Source organism: Pseudomonas sp. NPDC089734 (assembly GCF_044748865.1).
In the GTDB taxonomy this organism is placed as follows: domain Bacteria; phylum Pseudomonadota; class Gammaproteobacteria; order Pseudomonadales; family Pseudomonadaceae; genus Aquipseudomonas.
In genome coordinates, this window is the sequence record NZ_JBIVGV010000010.1 from 103473 (window position 1) to 125530 (window position 22058).

At 58.6% G+C, this 22058-nt stretch carries 21 protein-coding genes and 1 pseudogene; 11 read left to right on the forward strand and 11 right to left on the reverse strand.

Features of this window, described 5'->3' with window-relative positions:
* The first annotated feature begins 103 nt into the window (after nt 1-103).
* The 5 genes from ACIPY9_RS14695 to ACIPY9_RS14715 all read left to right on the forward strand — a co-directional run bounded on the left by ACIPY9_RS14695 (nt 104) and on the right by ACIPY9_RS14715 (nt 3795).
* Nucleotides 104-565, forward strand: coding sequence for a hypothetical protein (locus tag ACIPY9_RS14695; RefSeq protein WP_400702357.1), 462 nt, complete (start codon nt 104-106; stop codon nt 563-565).
* Nucleotides 566-766: 201 nt separating this feature from the next.
* Nucleotides 767-1819 (forward strand): diguanylate cyclase, encoded by a 1053-nt coding sequence (locus tag ACIPY9_RS14700; RefSeq protein WP_400702360.1) that lies wholly within the window; start codon nt 767-769, stop codon nt 1817-1819.
* A 119-nt stretch (nt 1820-1938) separates the two neighbouring features.
* Nucleotides 1939-2445 (forward strand): GAF domain-containing protein, encoded by a 507-nt coding sequence (locus ACIPY9_RS14705; protein WP_400702363.1) that lies wholly within the window; start codon nt 1939-1941, stop codon nt 2443-2445.
* A gap of 109 nt (nt 2446-2554) precedes the next feature.
* Entirely contained in the window at nt 2555-3190 is a 636-nt protein-coding gene (locus ACIPY9_RS14710; RefSeq protein WP_400702366.1) for a hypothetical protein, read from the forward strand.
* 62 nt (nt 3191-3252) lie between these two features.
* Nucleotides 3253-3795, forward strand: a complete 543-nt coding sequence (locus tag ACIPY9_RS14715) for an RBBP9/YdeN family alpha/beta hydrolase (RefSeq protein ID WP_400702369.1) — start codon at nt 3253-3255, stop codon at nt 3793-3795.
* 184 nt (nt 3796-3979) lie between these two features.
* On the opposite strand, the pseudogene ACIPY9_RS14720 reads toward ACIPY9_RS14715, so the two are convergent.
* Nucleotides 3980-4141, reverse strand: a pseudogene (locus ACIPY9_RS14720) (general stress protein); the annotation flags it as partial.
* A gap of 202 nt (nt 4142-4343) precedes the next feature.
* A complete protein-coding gene (locus ACIPY9_RS14725) occupies nt 4344-6035 on the reverse strand; it encodes a methyl-accepting chemotaxis protein (RefSeq protein ID WP_400702372.1) in 1692 nt (563 codons plus the stop codon).
* A 301-nt stretch (nt 6036-6336) separates the two neighbouring features.
* Here ACIPY9_RS14725 and ACIPY9_RS14730 point away from each other — a divergent pair, with 301 nt between their 5' ends.
* The 3 genes from ACIPY9_RS14730 (at nt 6337) to ACIPY9_RS14740 (ending at nt 9411) form a co-directional block, all read left to right on the forward strand.
* Nucleotides 6337-8166 carry a putative bifunctional diguanylate cyclase/phosphodiesterase gene (locus tag ACIPY9_RS14730; RefSeq protein WP_400702375.1) on the forward strand — a complete coding sequence of 610 codons (1830 nt, stop codon included), beginning with the start codon at nt 6337-6339 and terminating at the stop codon, nt 8164-8166.
* Nucleotides 8167-8257: 91 nt separating this feature from the next.
* Nucleotides 8258-9043 (forward strand): sulfite exporter TauE/SafE family protein, encoded by a 786-nt coding sequence (locus ACIPY9_RS14735; RefSeq protein WP_400702378.1) that lies wholly within the window; start codon nt 8258-8260, stop codon nt 9041-9043.
* Between the two features lie 170 nt (nt 9044-9213).
* On the forward strand, nt 9214-9411 hold the full coding sequence (locus ACIPY9_RS14740) for a hypothetical protein (RefSeq protein WP_400702381.1): 198 nt from the start codon (nt 9214-9216) through the stop codon (nt 9409-9411).
* 260 nt (nt 9412-9671) lie between these two features.
* Here ACIPY9_RS14740 and ACIPY9_RS14745 read toward each other — a convergent pair whose 3' ends face one another.
* Nucleotides 9672-9881 carry a hypothetical protein gene (locus ACIPY9_RS14745; RefSeq protein ID WP_400702384.1) on the reverse strand — a complete coding sequence of 70 codons (210 nt, stop codon included), beginning with the start codon at nt 9879-9881 and terminating at the stop codon, nt 9672-9674.
* Between the two features lie 199 nt (nt 9882-10080).
* On the opposite strand from ACIPY9_RS14745, the gene ACIPY9_RS14750 reads away from it, so the two are divergent.
* Both ACIPY9_RS14750 and ACIPY9_RS14755 read left to right on the forward strand, forming a co-directional pair.
* On the forward strand, nt 10081-11205 hold the full coding sequence (locus ACIPY9_RS14750) for a DUF3182 family protein (protein ID WP_400702387.1): 1125 nt from the start codon (nt 10081-10083) through the stop codon (nt 11203-11205).
* Nucleotides 11189-11959, forward strand: coding sequence for an alpha/beta hydrolase family protein (locus ACIPY9_RS14755; protein WP_400702390.1), 771 nt, complete (start codon nt 11189-11191; stop codon nt 11957-11959). The genes ACIPY9_RS14750 and ACIPY9_RS14755 overlap by 17 nt, the downstream gene beginning before the upstream one ends.
* A 10-nt stretch (nt 11960-11969) precedes the next feature.
* On the opposite strand, the gene ACIPY9_RS14760 is transcribed toward ACIPY9_RS14755, so the two are convergent.
* Entirely contained in the window at nt 11970-12209 is a 240-nt protein-coding gene (locus ACIPY9_RS14760; RefSeq protein WP_400702393.1) for a PLDc N-terminal domain-containing protein, read from the reverse strand.
* Between the two features lie 230 nt (nt 12210-12439).
* Here ACIPY9_RS14760 and ACIPY9_RS14765 point away from each other — a divergent pair, with 230 nt between their 5' ends.
* Complete coding sequence (locus ACIPY9_RS14765; protein ID WP_400702396.1) at nt 12440-13051, forward strand: Yip1 family protein; 612 nt, start codon at nt 12440-12442, stop codon at nt 13049-13051.
* 64 nt (nt 13052-13115) lie between these two features.
* On the opposite strand, the gene garD is transcribed toward ACIPY9_RS14765, so the two are convergent.
* From garD to ACIPY9_RS14800, 7 genes are all read right to left on the reverse strand, one after another.
* The gene (garD, locus tag ACIPY9_RS14770) at nt 13116-14669 is read right to left on the reverse strand and encodes a galactarate dehydratase (protein WP_400702399.1); all 1554 of its coding nucleotides are present in this window, start codon (nt 14667-14669) and stop codon (nt 13116-13118) included.
* A gap of 10 nt (nt 14670-14679) precedes the next feature.
* The gene (locus ACIPY9_RS14775) at nt 14680-16062 is read right to left on the reverse strand and encodes an MFS transporter (protein ID WP_400702402.1); all 1383 of its coding nucleotides are present in this window, start codon (nt 16060-16062) and stop codon (nt 14680-14682) included.
* 161 nt (nt 16063-16223) lie between these two features.
* On the reverse strand, nt 16224-17135 hold the full coding sequence (gene kdgD / locus ACIPY9_RS14780) for a 5-dehydro-4-deoxyglucarate dehydratase (protein WP_400702405.1): 912 nt from the start codon (nt 17133-17135) through the stop codon (nt 16224-16226).
* 282 nt (nt 17136-17417) lie between these two features.
* Nucleotides 17418-18167, reverse strand: a complete 750-nt coding sequence (locus ACIPY9_RS14785) for a FadR/GntR family transcriptional regulator (RefSeq protein ID WP_400702408.1) — start codon at nt 18165-18167, stop codon at nt 17418-17420.
* Nucleotides 18168-18256: 89 nt separating this feature from the next.
* Nucleotides 18257-19984: an ABC transporter ATP-binding protein/permease gene (locus ACIPY9_RS14790; protein ID WP_400702411.1), complete on the reverse strand. Its 1728-nt coding sequence runs from the start codon at nt 19982-19984 to the stop codon at nt 18257-18259.
* Nucleotides 19985-20067: 83 nt separating this feature from the next.
* Entirely contained in the window at nt 20068-20628 is a 561-nt protein-coding gene (locus tag ACIPY9_RS14795) for a response regulator transcription factor (protein ID WP_400702413.1), read from the reverse strand.
* A complete protein-coding gene (locus tag ACIPY9_RS14800; RefSeq protein WP_400702416.1) occupies nt 20625-21884 on the reverse strand; it encodes an ATP-binding protein in 1260 nt (419 codons plus the stop codon). The genes ACIPY9_RS14795 and ACIPY9_RS14800 overlap by 4 nt, the downstream gene beginning before the upstream one ends.
* Nucleotides 21885-22058: the final 174 nt, after the last annotated feature.

A 22058-nucleotide genomic window follows, 5' to 3' on the forward strand; every position in this document is an offset into this window, starting at 1 on the left:
GAGCCTGCTTTCAACGCAGCATGATCGTCGCGCAGGCACTTTTCGTACAAACCCTAGCCTCTCTCCTGCCCAATGACAGGGCCATCCCCACACGGAGTCCGCCATGCAGTATCACGCCGTTGCAGCATCGCTTGTCTTGTTCGGATTGTTCAGCAGCACCGCTCACGCCTTTGAAAGCAGTGAAGTGTCACAAGAGAAACTGAAGGCCTATGGCGCAACGCTTGCGGCTTCGGCAGGAAGCTCTCAGTGGCAACAGATGTGGAAGCGCAGCAGGGACATGGGCATGTTCAATTATCAAAACCCGACGCACTTCACGGTGCCCAACAATCTGTTGCCCGATATGGTGAACCGGACCCTGGGCGCCGCCCAAAGCGTCCAGCCGACAGGAACGACACAAGCTGTGTATCGCTTTGATTTCGGCAGGCCTGTGGGCGTCGAAAAGAATCAGCCTCTCACGGCCATTTGCCTGACCGTCGACTGGCGCGCCCTGCCTGCGGAAACGGCCACCGACGACACCTCTCGCATGGGCAGCGTCAACCTGGTCATTACCCGTCCCTGCTCCTGATTCATACAGGCCGCTCACCCAATGGCTGGGCCGGGCGGCCATGCTTCCTGCGCCCTCGCCCCCATTCCAGAGGGCTTTCTATCAAAACATTCCCAATGTGGACACTAAAGAGAAATAGGCAGTGCCAAAGGGCGAATGTTAAAGTGCCACGATGATGAATGATCCGGTGAAGCCGGGTCAGCTGGAATTGAGGTCAGCGCTTTGGATAATTTTTTAAATGGGCGCGCATTCGCAAGAAGGACCTATAAACCCAGAGTGGTCGGCACTGCGCTGTGTGGTCTGATCATTGCCAAGAGCATCAATCTGGAAACCCCCAACTTCCTCATCATCACCCTGCTGGCGTTCAATTCGCTGATATGGGCGCATGTTGCCTATCGCCTGTCGTGGCACGCAAAGGATCCCTATAAGGCCGAACGCAGAAACTACCTCATCGATTCGTTTCTATGCGGCGCCTGGATTGTCTATATGGACCTCAACCCCATGACGTCCGCCACCATCTTCTCCATGGTCATGATGAACAATGTCACGGCCGGGGGCCGCAAGCTGTTCCTGAAGGGGCTGGCCTTGCAGGTTCTGGGCTTCGCTCTGTTCGCCCTGGTATTCGGCATCCAGTTCAAGCTGAGCGAATTGAACGACATATGGATTTGCCTGCCGTTGCTGCTGATCTATCCCTTCTTCATTGGCATCACCTGCTACAGACTCGCCTCCGAATTGCAGCAAAGTAAAAGGAAACTGGATGCCCTCAGTCGCCAGGACAGCCTGACGGGATTGCTGAATCGTCGCTCCTGGAACGAGTTGGTGACCTCACATCTGGCCAAGGCTCCCTTGATCGAGAAGTCTGCGCTGGTCGTGCTGGATATCGATAACTTCAAGGACATCAATGACAATTACGGACACCAGGCCGGCGATGAAGCCCTGAGTTCACTGAGCCAGATCCTGCAGGATCATCTTCCGTCCTCGGATCATGTTTGCCGTTATGGTGGCGATGAGTTCTGCGTGTTATTGACCGATACAACGGTGCAGGATGCCCATGACCGCATGGAGGCCATAAGAGCCGCCTTCAAGCTCGCGACCGCTCAGTATCATCCGGAGAGCCCCATTACGCTGAGTATCGGGATATGCATCTGGACGCCTGAAACCCGGGATATCCATACCTGGATGGCCGAGGCTGACAGACGACTCTATCTGGCCAAGCGCAAGGGGCGCGATTGCGTCGTCAGTGACGAACGCTTCCCCGAGCTGTCAGAGGCCTGATGCCGTGGAGGTCTTGCGCCAGGGCAAGACGCTGATAAGCCATGAAGCCTTTAATCGGATGTGGCAGGATCAAGCGGTTCAGACAACCGCGAACGAATGACCCGGCTTAATGGGAGAGCATGATTTTGGACAGTACGTTGACGGCTGAGGAACTGGCCGTAATCAGTGAAATTGAAGCGACCTCCAGCCTGTTGAAGCTGGTGATGCGCCTGACAGGTTTGAGGTTTGCGGCCATCGCCAAGGTGACCGAAAGCAAATGGACCGCCTGTGCGGTGTGCGACGAAATCCAGTTCGGCGTCGAGCCTGGCGATGAACTCAAGATCGAGACCACCATCTGCAACGAAATTCGCACCAGTCATCAAGCCGTGCTGATTGACGAGGTGGCCAAAGACCCTGTGTATGCCAACCACCCCGTACCGAAGCTGTATGGTTTCCAGAGCTATTTTTCCCTGCCGATCATTTTCCCCAATGGCGTGTTCTTTGGGACCCTGTGCGGGCTCGATCCGCTCCCGGCCAAACTCGGCAACCCGGAAACCGTCGATACACTGAAGGTTTTCTGCACCCTGCTGGGCAGCACGCTCTATGCCCATGAACGGCTGATGGAGGCAGAGCACAGCCCGGTGTGAAAGGGGTGTAATCCCACTGCCGCACGTGATTTCGCATCCACATTGTTTATGGGCTGTCTGGCCCCCCTTGTCGCGGGCATGCCCCTCCCACAGGACTGAAATGGCCTCCATGGAAAGGATTTTTCTGAAAAGCGCCGACCCCGACATCGAGCAATTGCTGGGTGCCTGGCTGGATGCGGTCAAGCGCTATGTGAAGCTACTGCGTGACGATAATTGCTGGTGGCACAATGAGCGCGCCAATGTCAGCACGCTGGCCGGTGCAGCGTGGTCGCTACCTGACTGGGTCGCGCTTGAGGAATACCCCACGCGCAAGTACCGCCCCGATACGTCCTACATCGATAAACCCGACATCGATGGCCGTGGGCGTTGCGATCTTTACATCAGCAGCCCGAAGGAAGATTTTGCTTTCGAGGCCAAGCATGCCTGGCAACTCATCGGAGGTCCCGATGTCGTAAAGAGCGCGATGGACGCGGCCAGGAAAGATGCCCTGGCACTCAGAGGCGAAGCCGATCGTCATTTTGCCGCGACCTTTATCGTCCCGTTCCTGCCGAAAGAGCGCTTGCATGATGATCTGCATGAGCAATTGTCCCAATGGCTGCACAGCCAGAAGAGCATCACCGGCGATACGCCCGCCAACATCGCTTATGCCTACCTGTTTCCCGGAATGGGCAAGGCGTCCTGTTGTAATAATGTCTACCACTACCCCGGTGTGATGCTGGTTCTGGAGCAAGTACCAGCAAACTGAGCAATACGCTTGTCATCCGTGAAAGATTCACGAAATCAGCAGCATTAAAAGGGAGCTACACCATGGACAGGTCAGTGCTGATCGTGCCCGGTATCAACAACTCGGATGCCCTTCACTGGCAGACGCTATGGCAGGCGAAGCACCCTCACTGGCAACGGCTCAATGCCAGAGACTGGGATCAGGTGGAGTGCGAGGACTGGGTCGAAACCATTGAACAGCATGTCCAGACACTGGGGCCCGATACCCTGATCGTCGCCCACAGCCTCGGTTGCCTGGCTGTGGCCCATTGGGCCGCACGCAGCGATCACGCCGCCCATATCCGCGGAGCCTTGCTGGTTGCGGTGCCTGATCCGGCCTCGCTGTCCTTTCCGGTGTCGGCGGCTTCAGGTTTCCGGCACACGCCTGCCCAGCGTTTCGGTTTTCCCTGCACGGTTGTCAGCAGCTCCAACGACCCTTATGCCACGGCCGACTATACGCAGCACTGGGCCAGCACTCGCGGGGCAGAATGGGTCGATATCGGGGCCAAGGGGCATGTGAGTTCAGCCAATGGGCTGGGGGGCTGGCTTGAGGGGTATCAATTGCTTGAGCGGCTGGCCAGACACTGAAGACCGACGCCCGTACCCTGCGGTACGGGCATTCAGGCTCACATGACGTGGAGCCTACTGCAAACAAGAGACGACTGGACGCTTGCCCGGTCTACCGGAATCAGCTGTTGCTGTCTTTTTGAGTACGCTGATCTTCTGTCGATGCGCTTTCGGAGTCCTCCTCTTCAGCGTCGTGGGTGGCACTGCCACCGGAAGCCTGACCGCCTTTCTTGCCTGCCTCGGATGCCCTTTCGGGATCGTTGGCAAAGTTACCGCCAGAGGCCTGGCCGCCTTTCTTGCCCGCTTCGGATGCCCGTTCAGGGTCATTGGCGAAATTACCGGGATTGTTATCCCCAGTGTTAGCCATTTCCATATCCTCCAGATTGTGCGAACCGCATGAGTGCGTGTCGCATCACGTAAGAGGAAGGCCATAAACAGTCGATCCATGAAAATCCGTTCGGGACGACGAATGGGTACATGGAGCACGAAGGTGTCAGGCGCATGGAACACAACACCGGTAACCGTCCCGACGGCCATACCGTTCAGGACAGTTACCGTGCTCTTGAGCCTTACACCCGGAACTGCTTGGTAATACGGCTCAGGTTCGTGGCCAGGTTAGACAGCTCTGCCGTGGCGATGGTCGTCTGATTCGCGCCTTCGGAGGTTTGCGCAGACAGGTCACGAATGCTGACCAGGCTTCGGTCCACTTCCCTGGCGACCTGTGCCTGTTCTTCAGCGGCAGTGGCGATCAGCAGGTTGCGCTCGTTGATCTGGCTGATGGATTCGGTGATGGCCAGCAAGGCTTTGCCGGCACCGTTGGCCAGTTCCAGCGTGTTATGGGCCTGCACGCTGGTCTGCTCCATGGCCGTCACGGCCTGATGGGTACCGGTCTGGATCGTACTGACCATTTGCTCGATTTCCTGAGTCGATTGCTGGGTACGATGTGCCAGCGCCCGCACTTCGTCAGCCACCACGGCAAAGCCGCGCCCGGCCTCGCCTGCCCGGGCCGCTTCGATGGCAGCGTTGAGCGCCAGCAGGTTGGTTTGTTCTGCGATGGCACGAATGACGTCCAGCACCTTGCTGATGTCGGTAGCCATGGTCGCCAGGCCTCGCACTTCAGCCGACGTATCGCCCACCTTGGACACCATCAGATTGATGGCCGCCACGGTTTCATCCACCTGGGCGCGACCGTCCATTGCCGCCTGGCTGGACTCTGCCGCCGAGGTTGAAGCCGACGCGGCATTGCTGGCCACTTCATCCACTGCCGCACTCATTTCGTTGACGGCGGTCGCCGCCATTTCGATTTCATGGCTCTGGCGCTGAGTGGTCTTGGAAGCGTCTTCGGTCACGGCATGCATTTCTTCCGAAGTCGACGCCAGCTGGGAGGCCGAGTCGAGAATGGTGGCCAATGCCTGACGCAGATTGGTCTGCATCACGGCCAGCGAAGCGACCAGCCGGGCCGCTTCATCGGTCCCGCTCTGCTTGATGTCCTGGGTCAGATCATTGGCCGCGATACGCTGGGCAATCGACAACGCATCGCCGATCGGTGCGGTCAGGCTGCGGGTGTACAGCCAGGCCAGCAGCACGGTACTGCTGGCGCCCACGACGATGAACAGAATCACCAGCGAAATCGTGCTTGTGTAGGCCGCTTCGGCGCTCTCACCGGCCCGCTGGGCTTTCATGTCGTTCACGCTGATCAGCTTTTTCAGGGCTGTATCCGTGATATCCGCAGCGCTCTTCATCTCGGCATTGGAGATTGCGACCGCCTTTTCGAGATTGCCTGCTGCCACCTCAGCCAGGTACAGATCCTGTGCGGCGTTGTAGTTGGTCATGGCCTGTTTGAGATCATTGAAAACCTGCTGGCCTTCAGGCGTGACAATCAGTTTGCCCAGGTCTTCCGAATACCCGGTAATCGCCGCACGTGACTGCTGAATGTCACTGGCCGCCTTGGTCCTGCGATCCTGCGGTTCGATAGGGTTACGCATGCGCGCATTGTTACCCCGGATGCTGACGAACTCGCGGTCCATCAGGCCCAGCAATTTGACGCTGGGCAGCACGTTGGTTTCGACATACTTCTCGGCGGTATTGAGTGTGTCGGCCTGATGCATGAACAGACCTCCCTGAAGCAGCAACATCAAACAGAAGAAGCCAAAGCACAGGACCGAGCGCGGGGCGAGATTCAGGCGTCGCATCATCACGGTGACACTCCATGGAAGGGTTGTTTTCACCTGATCGGCGCACATGACACATTCTTGAAACATCTGGAGAGGCCTTCACTGCCCGAGCCGAAGGCTTAAACCCCGGAAAATCAGCCGTATACCCCCATGCACCACCTGTAACAAACAGAAGGGCTAAAACGGTTTTCCGATGAACGGTGACTGGAAACGAAGCCAGGGCCGCCGATGCAGAAAGGAAGAAAATCCATGGACAGCATCCTGTCGACGCATTTGGCATTTCTCGAAATAAAACGTGCCAGAGACTGATCGAATCAGCACTCCAGTTGTCTGTTACAGTGCCCCGCATAATGGCAATTAGTCATCACCCTGTTGATTCGAGAGTTCTATGAGTACCCGTGCCCCTGTTCCGCTGAACGAAACGCAGCGCTTATTGCGCATGGCTGAACTGTGCGTACTCGAAAACACGGTGGATGATGTCTTTGAAGAAATCGTGGCCATGGCGGCCGAATTCTTCCAGGTACCGATTGCCTTGATCTCCATCGTGGACGAGAACCGTCAGTGGTTCCGTGCCCGCATCGGCCTGCAATCGCAGGAAACCCCGCGTGATGTCTCCTTCTGCGCCTATACGATCCTCACGGATGCGCCGCTGGAAATCCCCGATGCCACGCTCGACGAGCGTTTCAGGGATAACCCGCTCGTTACCGGAGCGCCCGGCATTCGTTACTATGCCGGTGCCCCGCTGCTCACCGAGGATGGCCTGGCGCTGGGCAGCCTCTGTGTCATCGACACCCGGCCTCGCCCGCCCATGAGCGAGCGAGAGGCGTCGATGCTCACGCGCTTTGCCTCGCTGGTCATGAAGCGTGTCGTCGATCTGCGCCAGAGCAGCTTCGTCGATCAGGTCACCGGGCTCTACAACCGCCTGCGTCTCGAGGAAGACATCCGCCTGACGCTGAAAGCCGGCAAAGAGGCGCGTCTGGTGGCCGCCGACATGATCACGCCCGAGTTCCTCAACGACATCGTCAAGGCGCTGGGCTACAGCTTTGCTCAGGACCTCATCGTCGCGATGAAAAACCGTCTGCAAGCCATGCTGCCGTCTTCCTGCCCGCTCTATAAAGTCAGCCCGACACGTTTCGGCTTTTTGTTGCCGACGGGCCATGCCGCCGATGAATCGGTCTATCAGGCGATCATCGAGGACTTCGAGTCACCTGTGATGTGTCACGGCATTCCGGTGCAAATGCAGGTCGGCCTCGGGATTGTCCTGTTGCGCAACGAGGGCAAGGCCGCCGAGCCGGACTGGATGCGCCTGGTGGTCAGCGCCGCAGACGATGCACGGGCTCGTCACATAGGCTGGGCAATGTATGAACCGCACATGGATGCCGCCCAGCAACGCGCCTTCATGCTGCTCGGCTCGCTGACCCATGCCGTGCATGCCCACGATCAGTTGAGGCTGGTCTACCAGCCACGCATCGACCTGGCGAGCGGCACCTGCTCGTCGGTCGAGGCGCTGTTGCGCTGGAACCACCCGACACTGGGGTCGATAGGCCCGGCCGAGTTCATCCCGCTGGCCGAGAAGACAGCGCTCATGCGCCCCCTGAGTCTGTGGGTCTTGCAGACCGCCATGGAGCAGGCCGCCCATTGGCAGCGTGAAGGATTCAATATCCGGGTCGCCATCAATGTCACGCCCGACGACATGACCGGGCCGGACTTCACCGACCGGGTGATCGCCCTGCTCAAGCAGCATGACATTGCCCCTTCGCACTTCGAGCTTGAATTCACCGAAAGCGCCCTGATGCAGAACCCGGTCGAAGTCCGCAAGCAACTGGAGCGCTTGCGAGGGCTGGGGATGCCGATTGCAATCGATGACTTCGGCACCGGTTACAGCAACTGGAACTACCTGCGGCAGTTGCCGGCTACCACGGTCAAGCTCGATCAATCGCTGATCCGCAACCTGACGGTGGAAGAAGCCGATCAGCGTCTGGTGAAAGCCCTGATCGATCTGGCCAAGAAGCTGGACTATTGCGTCGTGGCCGAAGGTATCGAAACCGAGGCCATCCGCAAGCTGGTCAGGCAGTGGGGTTGCGATGAGGGTCAGGGGTATCTGATCTCAAGGCCCATGGAGGCAGACGACCTGCTGGACTGGCTGTCCCCCGATCACCCTGTGAAACGCCTGGAAGATGAAAGGCTTGCCACCCAGGCACAAGGCAATCGGTTATAACCTTAGAACTCTTATTCATAACCATTCAGAACATAAGTGGTTATGCTGCCCGCCACTTTTTACCTGATACGTTTGTTTTACAGGGTTCGATATGGATGGCGGCGGTCTGGGGTTTGTAGTTGCTGGGTTGGTGGTAGGTTTCATCGTTGGCATGACCGGTGTCGGGGGCGGTTCCTTGATGACACCCATTCTGCTGTGGTTCGGTATCAACCCCGCAACAGCCGTGGGGACCGACCTGCTCTACGCGGCGATCACCAAGTCCGGTGGTGTGCTGGTCCATAAAAGAAACGACAACATCGACTGGAAGATCACCGGCTGGCTCACGCTGGGCAGCGTACCGGCGGTGTTGCTGACGCTGTGGTTCCTGAGCACACTGGACTCCGCACCCGATGCCCTGAATGCCATCATCAAGCAAGCACTGGGCGTTGTCCTGCTGCTGACGGCTCTGGCCGTCCTGTTCAAGAAAAGGCTCCTGGCGTTCGCCCATCGCCGTGGCGAAGGCCATTCGTTCTTCAGCGGGTCGAGCCTCAACATCCTCACGGTCGTGACCGGCCTGATTCTCGGCACCATGGTGGCCCTGACCTCCATTGGTGCCGGTGCGCTGGGCACCGTGGCGCTGTTCATTCTTTACCCGTTGTTGCAGACACGGCGTCTGGTGGGCACGGAAATCGCCCACGCCGTTCCGCTCACGCTGGTCGCGGGTCTGGGGCATGCCAGCATGGGCAACATGAACTGGGAATTGCTGGGCTGGCTGTTGATGGGTTCGTTACCCGGCATTTACCTGGGCAGCCACATGGCCGGGCGCATTTCCGATGAATTGTTGCGTCCTTTCCTGGCCATCATGCTGGCAATGATCGGCTTCAAACTGACGTTCTGATCGAGGCTGACAATCGCGTCCGTTGATCCCCGTCAACGGATATGAACACGCTCATCGGGATTGCAAAGTTGTTGTAGCCCAATCGGAATTTTCGGCGCAGGATTTCGGGCGTCAACTTTCCGTGCCGGTGACTCGGCATCTGTTCACCTTACACAATGGAGATGCCTGCAATGCTTATCCGAATTGAAGAAGGTACTTACGGGGCCGACTGGATCGTGAAACTGAACGATTACCCGGTGACTTGCCGGAACTGGCAAGAGGCCAAGGCGTTTGCCGAACGCATGAAGTCGCGGATCGATGCCCCTCATCACTTGCCGTCCGTCACCAGACGAGTGGCAGCGGAGCGAACCCGCGCACAGACGCTATAAATCGCTTCCCAGCACTCCCGGAGGCGGTATCAGCAGACAGACAAGCCGCGCACGTCGCGGCTTTCACGTCTCTGGAGGGTGTTTTCAGAACGTCAGACCGCTTCTCGTTTCGTCAACATTCATTTCACATCCTCTTCACTTTTGGCTGTGTACATTTAAATCACTCCTTTGATGAATCCCATTTGGCTCGCCGTGTTGCGAGCCATTTTTTTGCCCGCAGAAAAGTGGTCCCTCACCGCCTCTGTGTCATCCCGGTCGTCTTACTCGCCCTGACTGGCAAACACCGCCTCCTGGGCCACGGAATGCTTGCCTGAGGTGCCACTCACCAACACGCCTTCATTCAGTTGCGCCAGGCGGTCATTACCGGTGCCGCTGACAATCGTACTGCTCCAGTTCGCTGCCACCGTCGCCATCCAGGCAAACAGAAAGAGAGCAACGGCTTGTAACGCCCACTTTGCAATGATCGACATGAGCTTTCTCCGTATAGGGTTCACGATGGCGAGGATATAAACACCTCACTATTGCAAAAGAATTGCAGAAGAATCCGTTTTGGCCATTCGTGTCACTCATCCCGCCCCGGGAACTCCTGCCAGTCGTCGCGCTTCATAACCCATGAACAAGCAGCAATTGATCAAGGCACTGAAACAAGCGTCGTAAAAGGAGCCTCCCATGACCGGGTCAGGAACAGGCACGACCAAGGCAGCAGTTGTTCTGTTACCCACACACAAGAAACTCGCCCCTCATGAAGTCGCCGTTCATCAGGTGCTGGCGCAGAAAATAGCCCAACTGCTCGGAGCGGAGTTTGCCGGGCTGTACGACCGCACGGTGCATAAAGGCTCAGGCCTTTATTTCGTGCCGTCCGACACCCTGATCGCCAGAGACCGGCACGATCATCTAAACATTCGCTCGATTCATGACCTGTTTGGCGGCGTGATCAGCGAGCCGTTCATGGCGACCAAGGCCATTTCTCATCCGTTGCCTGACGACGCAACCGCCAGACCGCCGGGCTGGTCCGATGAGTTTCACCGGCAAGCCGCCAGAGCCGTCCTTGGCGGATTTACGGTGTTCAACCTGGCCGATGCCGCCAGGGCCGGAAAGCACCTGCTGGCAAACGGCCCGGTACGCATGAAACCGGTCCTGGCCACAGCGGGCCGGGGCCAGATCGTGGCCCGTTCCGAGCAGGAACTGACACAGGCCATCGCCAGACAGAACGAACAGGAGGTGAGCCACTGGGGGCTGGTCGTGGAGGAAAACCTGCAGGATGTCGTCACCTACAGCGTGGGACAGGTGCAGGTCGCCGGCATGATCGCCAGTTATCACGGCACCCAGAGCCTCACCACCGACAACCGGGGCGACACCGTCTACGGCGGCTCCCGTCTGTGGATCGTACGCGGCGATTATGACGTGCTGCTTCAGCGGGCCCTGGACGATCCCGTGCGTCAGGCGGTGCAGCAGGCCATGGCCTACGACAAGGCCGCGTCCACATGCTTTCCGGGGTTCATCGCCTCACGGCGCAACTACGACATCGCCCGGGGCACCAATGCCCGAGGCCAGGTGTGCTCCGGCGTGCTGGAACAGTCCTGGCGTATCGGCGGTGCCAGCCCGGCAGAAGTCGAGGCACTGACAGCCTTTCACCAAGACCCTGGCCTGCAGCGTATCCAGATCTCGACCCACGAGGTCTATGGCCAGAACTGCCTTCCTCCCGACGCCCATGTCCTCTATGAAGGCGACGACGCTGAAGTGGGTGTCATCAGTAAATACCTGCAGGTTGAACCTTATGAGTGTACGCAGTGAATGCATCGAAATTGAGGTTGAAGACCAATCCATTTCCGGCACGATCCTGACACCGGGGGCCAGAATCCCCGGCATTCTGTTTGTCCACGGCTGGGGCGGCAGCCAGCAGCGCGATCTGGCCCGGGCCAAGAACATTACCGGGCTGGGTTGCGTGTGCCTGACCTTCGACCTGCGCGGGCATGAGCGCACCCACGAAATGCGCGCCACCGTCTCACGGGAGCAGAGCCTGAAGGACCTGCTGGCAGCCTACGACCGACTGGTCAGCCATCCGGCGGTGGATGGCGATGCGATTGCCGTCATCGGCAGCAGTTACGGGGGGTATCTGGCGACCATTCTCAGCGCCATGCGCCCCGTCAAATGGCTCGCGCTGCGAGTCCCGGCCCTGTATTGGGATGCCGACTGGGAGATGCCCAAACAGGAACTGGATCGCGATAAGCTGGCGCACTACCGGCGTTCGGCGGTAACGGCGGCGGACAACCGCGCTCTGGCCGCCTGCAAAGAGTTCAAGGGGGATGTGCTGCTGATTGAATCAGAGCAGGACGATTACGTGCCTCACGCCACGCTGATGAGCTATCGCGGAGCCTTCGAGCTGGCACATTCGCTGACCTATCGCCTGGTCGACGGCGCCGACCATGCACTGAGCAGTGATGTCAGCCAGAGCATTTACAGCTCGATGCTGACGAACTGGATCAGCGAAATGGTCATTGGCGCACGCCTGGTCGATTACCCCCATCATTCGGCGAAGTACTCCTGAGCCCAACGCCTCAATACTTGCTGGCCTCTTGAGCGGGGTTGGCGGGCCTGGAAACATGCCTTGGGCCCGTCAGCACCCACAGCAGCACGCCAATCACCGGGACGGCCACAATCACGACAATCCACAGCAGCTTGTTGCTGGAGGTCGTCTCGCTTTTACGCACCCGCAGCACAGCCCATGCATCTGCCAGCACAATGAGTGCAACCACGGCAGCAAAGAGCCATAAACCACTTTCAGATATCCAAGGCATTTGGAACCTCCTACCTGTTGAACAGAGGTCGCCGGGCGGGCGGCCTTACAGTAGAAGAGGTCGCGGGCGGCACGAAAGTTCAGAGAAGTAGGAAAACTCCGCGGATTCATGCATCAGAAGGCGACCACCGGTCCCTTGTGACGAAACCATTCAGCCCACGGCCCTCAAACTCGATAACGCTCATGGAGAGCACGAAGGGCTATGGATCACTACCTACAGAGGGGTTCGTCATGAACGCGCCACTGATCAAACTGTTCACTCAGCCCAGACAAGCCTGGCGCGAGATTCGCGAAAGGGAGGAGCAGGTTCCACGGCAGTACCTGCCCCACCTGGTATGGCTCGCGCTGATCCCGGTGATTTGTCTGTACATCGGCACGACTCAGGTCGGCTGGAGCCTGGCCGAAGGTGAGCGTGTATGGCTCAGCAACAAGAGCGCACTGCAATTGTGTGCCTTGCTGTACGTGGCCATGCTGATCGGCACACTCATCATGGGCGGTTTCATTCGCTGGATGTCGCGCAGCTTCGAGGCGCGTCCGACGCTGAATCAGTGTATTGGTTTTGCCACTTACACCACCACGCCGTTTTTCATGGCCGGACTGGCGGGCCTGTACCCGAGCCGCTGGCTGGCGATTCTGGCCCTGGGGCTGGCGGGTCTGTATTCGACGCTGTTGCTGTTCGTGGGCATCTCCACCTTCATGCGCCTGCCCGAAGGCAAGGCCCCACTGTATGCCGCAGCGGTCTGGGCGGTAGGGCTGCTGGTGCTGGTCACGATTCTGGTGTCGGCGATCCTGCTCTGGTACAACGCCCTGATGCCGGAGTATGTGCGGGATGTCGAGGGTTGAAGGTTCACAAATGAATTCGCTCCTACACCCGCAGGAGCGAATTCATTCGCGAAAAGGCCCGATATCAGGTGATCGGAGCCGGGTTGAACAACGTGATGTTGTTGTGAAGCCGGTAATGCTCGGTCCAGGTCTTTTTCTTGCCGCTGGCCACATCCAGGTAGAAGTGGAACAACTCCCAGCCCAGATCCTCGATCGTTGCACGACCGGTCGCAATGCGGCCGGCATCGATATCGATCAGGTCAGGCCAGCGCTGAGCCAGTTCCGTCCGGGTCGAGACCTTGACCACAGGGGCCATGGCCAGACCATACGGTGTACCGCGTCCGGTGGTGAACACGTGCAGGTTCATCCCGGCCGCCAGTTGCAACGTGCCGCACACGAAGTCGCTGGCAGGCGTGGCGCAGAAAATCAGTCCCTTGCCCTTGAAGCGCTCGCCCGGGCCAAGCACGCCGTTGATGGCGCTGTTGCCGGACTTGACGATCGATCCCAGGGATTTCTCGACAATGTTCGACAGCCCGCCCTTCTTGTTGCCCGGCGTGGTATTGGCACTGCGATCCGCCTCGCCCTTGGCCAGATAACGGTCGTACCAGTCCATCTCGCGCACCAGTTCCTGCGCGACGGTTTCATCCTGGGCGCGGGAAGTGAGCAGGTAGATGGCATCGCGCACTTCCGTCACTTCGGAAAACATCACCGTCGCGCCAGCACGCAGCAACAGGTCCGAGGCATAACCCAGGGCCGGGTTGGCCGTGATGCCGGAAAACGCATCGCTACCGCCGCATTGCATGCCGAGAATCAGCTCCGAAGCCGGCACGGTCTCGCGACGACGCTGGTCGAGCTTTTTCAGACGAACTTCGGCCAGTTCCATGATCTGTTCGACCATTTCATTGAAGCCATGGCTGGAGTCCTGAAGGCGGTACAACCACGGTTCGCTGAGATCCACCGAACTGTCGTCTTCATGCATCACCTGTCCGGCCTGCAATTTCTCGCAGCCCAGGCTGATGACCAGCGCTTCGCCACCCAGGTTCGGGTTGCGCGCCAGGTTACGAACGGTGCGGATCGGAATGTAGGAATCGGTGGCCGTGATGGCCACGCCACAGCCGTAGCTGTGGGTGAGTGCCACCACATCATCGACGTTGGGGTAACGCGGCAACAGTTCATCGCGGATACGCTTGACCGCAAAGTCGAGCACGCCCGTCACGCACTGAACGGTGGTGGTAATGCCCAGAATGTTGCGCGTGCCCACAGTGCCGTCGGCGTTGCGATAGCCTTCGAAGGTGTAACCCTCCAGCGGTGCCTGTTTCTCAGGCACTGCATCGGACATCGGCAGGCTGTCCAGCGCAGGCGCAGACGGCATGCGCAACTGGTCTTCCCTGACCCAACTGCCGCGTGGAATGGGTTGCAACGCATACCCGATGGTGTGGCCGTAACGAATCACGGCATCCCCTTCAGCCAGGTCCACGGTGCTGACCTTGTGGCTCTGCGGTACGTTATCGACGGTCACCAGCCCGTTGTCGAATTCGGTTCCGGCTGGTACGCCCTGGTCATTGACCACGACCACCACGTTATCCAGCGGATGCAGCCGGATATACCGTGGCGAATCGGCATGTTGAATCAGGTTCATCACGGTTACCTCAAGATTTGACTTCGGAAAGGTCGCTGACTTGATCGTTCAGCAAAGGCCCCTTGGCTGGCGGCTCTTTCAATTCCACACGCTTGATCTCACCCACGATGAAGATGTAACTGATCACGGCCAGCAGCGCGTTCGCGCCAACGAACACCAGTGCCCATTTGAACGAGCCAGTGCTGCTGATGATGTAACCAATCACGATCGGCGTGGTGATCGAAGCAATGTTACCGAAGGTGTTGAACAGGCCGCCGCTCAGGCCGGCGATCTGCTTGGGCGAAACATCGGACATGACCGCCCAGCCCAGTGCACCGACGCCTTTACCGAAGAACGCCAGAGCCATGAAGCCTACGACGACCCATTCCAGATCGACATAGTTACAGGTGACGATGGAGGTCGACAGCAACAGGCCGCCAATGATCGGAGCCTTGCGGGAGAAGGTCAGCGAGTGGCCCTTACGCAGCAGGTAGTCGGAAATGACCCCGCCGAGAACGCCGCCGATGAAGCCACAGATGGCCGGCAAGGACGCAATGAAACCGGCCTTGAGGATGGTCATGCCGCGCTCCTGAACCAGGTACACCGGGAACCAGGTCAGGAAGAAGTAAGTGATGCCGTTGATGCAGTATTGGCTCAGATAGATACCGAGCATCATGCGGTTGGTCAGCAGTTGACGGATGTAATCCCACTTCGGACCGCCGCTGCTTTTTTCCTTGCCTTTGCCCTTGTCCTGATCCATGTCGACCATGCCGCCATTGCTGGCGATGTGTTCGATCTCGGCTTCGTTGATCATCGGGTGGTTGCGCGGGCTGTAGATGACTTTCATCCAGATCAGCGAGAACACGATGCCACCGGCCCCCATGACCACGAATACGTGCTGCCAGCCGAAGGTGTAGACGATCCAGCCCATCAGCGGAGCGAACAGCACCGTGGCGAAGTATTGCGCGGAGTTGAAGATCGCCGAGGCAGTACCGCGTTCGGCTGTCGGGAACCAGGCGGCCACGATGCGGGCGTTGCCGGGGAAGGATGGCGCTTCGGCCAGCCCCACGAGGAAGCGCAGCATGAACAGCGCAACGATCGCGGTGGAGAGACCGAATTCACCCACATAGCCTTGCAGCAGGGTGAACAGCGACCAGGTGAAAATGCTCAGGGCATAGACTTTCTTGGACCCGAAACGGTCAAGCAGCCAGCCGCCGGGAATCTGACCGGCCACGTAGGCCCAGCCAAATGCAGAGAAGATATAACCAAGGGTGACGGCACTGATGCCGAGGTCTTTCTGGATGCTGGAACCAGCGATTGCGATGGTGGCTCGGTCGGCGTAGTTGATCGTGGTGACAAGGAACAGCATCAACAGGATCAAATAGCGGACGTGAGTCGGCTTGGACTTTTGCATGTTATTGAACTCCCACTCATTATTTTTTTACGCGGGTAATACAGTTTTTTGGGTCTAGCTCTGCAGGCCCCTTAAAAGTGTCGACGGCGACGACAGCTTTTACCTGCATGTTTTCCAACGACAAAACCGCTGATCTCTCAGCGGCTTTGCCTGTAGCGGTGTTACTGCTTGCCTTGTTTGTCCATCAGTGCAGCCAGCATCTCGAACTCTTCCGATGTCAGATCAGTCAGCGGAGCGCGAACCGGACCAGCATCGTAGCCAGCGATTTTTGCACCGGCCTTGACGATGCTCACGGCATAGCCCGATTTACGGTTACGAATGTCCAGGTATGGCAGGAAGAAGTCGTCGATCATCTTGCCGACAGCGGCGTGATCGTCACGGGCGATGGCGTGATAGAAGTCCATCGCCAGTTTCGGGACAAAGTTAAATACCGCCGAGGAATAAACCGGCACGCCCAGTGCCTTGTAGGCAGCGGCATAGACCTCAGCAGTCGGCAGACCACCCAGGTAGGAGAAGCGATCGCCCAGACGACGGCGGATCGAAACCATCAGTTCGATATCACCCAGACCGTCCTTGTAGCCGATCAGGTTAGGGCAACGCTCGGCCAGTTTTTCCAGCAGCGGAGCGGTCAGGCGGCAGACGTTACGGTTGTAGACGACAACACCGATCTTGACCGACTTACAGACGGCTTCAACGTGGGCGGCAACGCCGTCCTGGCTGGCTTCGGTCAGGTAGTGCGGCAGCAGCAACAGACCTTTGGCACCCAGACGCTCGGCTTCCTGAGCGTATTCGATGGCCTGACGAGTCGACCCACCGACACCGGCCAGAATAGGCACGCTGCTCGCGCAGGTATCGACGGCAGTCTTGATGATTTCGGAATATTCGCTGGCCGCCAGGGAGAAGAACTCACCTGTGCCGCCTGCTGCGAACAGAGCGCTTGCACCGTACGGGGCCAGCCACTCAAGACGTTTGATATAGCCCGCGCGATTGAAGTCGCCCTGAGCATTGAAATCGGTCACCGGGAAAGACAGCAGACCGGCAGAGAGGATGGACTTCAGTTCTTGTGGATTCATTATTCGAACACCCTGTGGGACAAAATTGTGAATGGATCACCGGGGGCAGATCCGATGTCGTAAGTCATCGTACAACTGAAAATAAAATGTCTCAACCGGGATTTTCAGGTTTTTCGGAGGGCAGGCGATGAAAGGGCGTGGAGGCCTTTAAGGACGGGGGTCAGGGAGGGATGGGATACAAGCTACAAGCTACAAGCTACAAGCTACAAGCTACAAGCTACAAGCTACAAGCTACAAGCTTTTGACTTGAAGCTTAAAGCTTGCGGCTTGCAGCTACGTCCTTCATGCCGTCTGCGACTCGGCCTCTTCATGGGCATGGCGCAGGCGTTCGCGGCTGTTGGTCAGGTGCAGGCGCATGGCGGCGCGGGCGGCGTCGGCGTCCTGGCGGGCAATGGCTTCGTAGATTTCTTCGTGCTCGCGGCTCAGGCGATTCATGTAGTGCTGCTGATCGTCATGGGCCAGACGGGCCGAATTCAGACGCGTGCGCGGAATGATGCTGGCGCCCAGGTGGGTCATGATATCGGTGAAGTAACGATTGCCGGTCGAGAGGGCAATCTGCAGGTGGAACTGGAAGTCCGAAGCCACCGCATCGCTGGCGTGAGCTGCGCTTTCGTTCAAGGCATCGAGCGCTGCACGCATGGCCGCCAGTTGTTCATCGCTGCGGCGCTGGGCGGCCAGCCCGGCGGATTCGACTTCCAGGCTGATGCGCAATTCCAGAATCGCCAGGACGTCACGCAAGGTGACGATGGTGGCCGGGTCGATCCGAAAACCGCTGGGGCTCGGAATATCCAGAACAAAGGTCCCGATACCATGCCGGGTTTCGACCAGACCGGACGCCTGCAGACGGGAAATGGCCTCGCGCACCACCGTCCGGCTCACGCCCTGTTCATCCATGATGGCGGACTCGGTCGGTAGCTTGTCGCCACGTTTGAGCTGCCCGCTGCTGATACGCTCGGACAGCTCAGTCACCAGTTCCTGCGCAAGGCTGCGGTGCTTTCTACGTGCGCGGGGCGCAGCGCTTTGCTTTTCCATATCCAACATTGGTCTCGGCACTGTTAAACAAGGGCCAATCATAGCGCAGCAGTTGTACGATCACACCCCTGAAAACGGTTCACTCTATTTCAAGCCAGGTATTGCGGTACTGCCTGCTCGACCACTGCGCCCTCTTCGACCCGCCAATACCGATCATGAAAACGCTTGAGGCTGCTGCGATGCCCCACGCTGAGCAAGGTGATGTCAGGCAACTCATCAAGCAGCGCCTGATACAACACCGCCTCATCCTCCTCGTCCATGGCACTGGTGGCTTCGTCCAGATACAACCATTTCGGTCTGGACAACAACACCCGGGCAAAGGCCAGCCGCTGTTGCTCGCCAGGCGATAACAGCCGTTGCCAATGATTGCGCTCATCCAGCCTCGGCACCAGATGCTCCAGACGACAGGTACGCAACACATCAACGAATCGCTCGGGCGGGTATTGCCCCGAGGTCTGTGGATAACTCAAGGCTTCGCGCAGCGGCCCCATCGGCAGATACGGCTTTTGCGGCAGGAACATGTAAGGTTCGCTCGGCAGCCGGATCTTCCCTTGTCCCGACGACCACAACCCACCCAATGCACGCAGCAGCGTGCTCTTGCCACTGCCCGAGCGACCACTGAGCATGACGCGCTCACCGGCCACGATGGACAGGCTGGCATCGCTGAACAGTTGACGCCCGCTGGCCAGGCTCACCCCCAACGCCTGCAGCTCCAGCCCCTCGCCTTCGCGCAGGATCGTGATGGCAGAGTCTCGGGCTTCATGGTCATCCATGCCCTGACGGAAACTGAGCAGACGGTCGCAAGTGGCCCGCCATGACGCCAGGGATGCATAGGCGTCGATGAACCAGCTGAAGTTTTCCTGAACGCTGCCAAAGGCCGAGTTGATCTGCATGAGGTCGCCCAGCTCGATCTTGCCCGCAAAATACCGGGGCGCAGCCACGATGAACGGAAAGATCAGCGCAATCTGCGAATAGCCTGCGGTGAAAAAGGTCAGGCGCTTCTGGACCGTCATGATGGAGCGAAAGTTCGTCCAGATCATGCCGAAACGCCTGCCCAGACGCTGTTGCTCATTGGGTTCGCCGTCGCAGAGCGCGATGCTTTCAGCATTCTCCCGCACCCGCACCAGGGCAAAACGCAGGTCGGCTTCAAAACGTTCCTGTTGATTGCTCAGCACGATCAGACGCCGCCCGATCAGGTGCGTCAGCCAACTGCCCACCACCGCATACACCAGCGCCGCCCAGAACATGTAACCGGGCACCGTGATGCCAAAGACGTCGATGCTGCCGGAAACGCCCCACAGAATGACCGAGAACGACACCAGACTGACCACGTTGCTCAGTAACCCGATGCCCAGTGACAGGGTTCGGGTGGTGAACTGATCAAGGTCCTCGGACAGACGCTGGTCGGGGTTGTCGGTATGGCCCGTCTGTTCCAGCTGGTAGTAGTTCTTGTGGCTGAGCCACTTGGCAAAATGTTGCTCGGTCAGCCAGCGACGCCAGCGAATGGTGAGCATCTGCGTCAGGTAGAGGCGATACACCGCTCCCAGAATCGCCACGGCAGCGATGGCGCAGAAATAGAGAATCAGGTGGGTGAAAGACGCCAGGTCTTTCTTTTCCAGTGCGTTGTAGAAATCCCGGTACCAGCTGTTGACCTGGACCGACACTTCCACACTGAACAAGGAAAGGGCAATCACGGCTGCCAGCAGCAACCAGGCCATGCCCTTTTCTTCACTGCGCCAATAAGGCGTGATCAGCTTCCATACTCTGGGGAGAAACGCGCCGCTCGGGGCCTCGTTGGCTTCAGGGTTGCGATTCATGGTTCAGGCTTCTATCTGAAAGAAGATCAATGCCTGTTCACAATGAAGCAAAAACCCCCGCCTTCCTCATGAATAAAAGTTCATCAACGACGCACGGGGCGCTTCTGCAGTTTGCGCTGCAAGGTCCGGCGATGCATGCCCAACGCACGGGCCGTTGCCGAGATATTGCCTTCGTGCTCGGTCAGGACACGCTGGATATGCTCCCATTGCAGACGGTCCACCGACATGGGGTTTTCCGGGACCAGTGTGTCGAGGTTGGCATGCTCGGACAGCAACGCCGCCAGCACGTCGTCGGCATCAGCCGGTTTACAGAGGTAGTTGCAGGCACCACGCTTGATCGCCTCGACCGCTGTCGCGATGCTCGAATAACCGGTGAGAATCACCACGCGCATCTCGGGGTCCAGCTCCAGCAGCTTGGGCAGCAGCACCAGGCCGGAATCGCCGTCCATTTTCAGGTCGAGGGCCGCGTACTCAGGGATATCCTGCTGGGCAATGACCAGCCCTTCCTCGGCCGAGCCTGCGGTGCTGACCCGGAATCCCCGGCGGCTCATGGCTCGCGCCATCACACGGGTGAACGTTGCGTCGTCGTCGACCAGCAGCAAATGCGGCAGCTCTTCGCCTTCGACTTGAATGTCATCACTCATGCTTCATCTCCTTGAGTGTCACGGGGCAATCGCAGCTCGGTGAGCGTGCCGCCTTCTTCATGACGGTAGAGTTTTACCGAACCCCCGGCACGGGTCACGCTGGCCTTGCTTAAAAACAGGCCCAGACCGAAACCTTTGCCCTTGGTGGTAAAGAATGGTTTGCCGATCTGCTCGGCAATGGCCAGCGGTACGCCCGGGCCGTGATCGCGAATATTGATACAGATTTCCACACTGTCCCAGTTCAAGGTGACTTCAAGGTCATCAGGGCAGGCATCGGCGGCGTTGTTGAGGAGGTTGAGCAACGCCTGGGTCAGATCGGGAGGAGGTGCCAGCATGGGCACGCTGTCCTTGCCCGACTGGAAAAAACGGTAGCTGACTTCGGGGCGCATCAGGTGCCAACGATTGAGCGATTCGTCCATCCAGTGGATCACCGTCTGATACTCGACGGCCATGCGCCGGTTGGCCTCGGCGGCACGAACCAGTTGCTGGAGGCTCTGCTTGCATTGCTTGACCTGCTCTTGCAGGACCGACAGATCCTCCTGCAACTCAGGGTCACCATGGTCCTGACGCATCTCCTTGAGCAACACGCTCATGGTCGCCAGGGGAGTACCCAGCTCATGAGCCGCACCGGCGGCCTGAGTCGCGACCGCCAGCAACTGCTCGTCACGCAAGCCTTCTTCGCGACGCACAGCCCTCATCTGCTCCTGCCGACGCAGCTCTTCAGCCATCTTGGCGGCAAAGAAAGTGATCACCGCCGCCGCCAGGGCAAAGCTGAGCCACATGCCGTAGACCTGCATGTTCTCTCTGGAGATGGGGTAGGTTTCCAGTGGGTAGGACTTGGCCAGCAGCAGGGTGTAGAGCGCCAGGGCAATGCCCGACAGGATCAGGGAATAGCGCCATGGCAGGGTCACGGCGGCAATGGTCAGAGGCACCAGGTAATAGGACACGAACGGGTTGGTCGACCCGCCGGAAAAATACAGCAGCGCACTGTGGATGATCAGGTCCAGCGCCAGTTGCAGGGCATATTCCAGCTCAGTGACCGGCCATGACGTGCGCAACCGGATGACCGTCAAGACGCACAAAGTCATCGAGCAGCCGAGGGTAATCCACAGCGGAAACCACGGCAGCGGCAGGACATCGAACAGCCAGGCAATCCCGACCGAGCCTGCTTGCGCGGCCAGCACCAGGGTGCGGATGAATGTCAGGCGCCACAGGTTCTGGCGCGAGGCTGAAAGCATTTGAACGGGGGCGAGCATGAGCTCTCCTGATGAGCGCTCCAGGCGGACCGAAGCGAGTATAACCAAGCAGGAAGCAAAACTGGAAAAGTGCGTCAAAGCACCACACCTGTTTTCTGTCTGGAACCGGAACCGCCGATCACAGTCTCATGGATTCGTGTCAGTCCGACAGTCGAAGGCTGGCACCTCTATAAC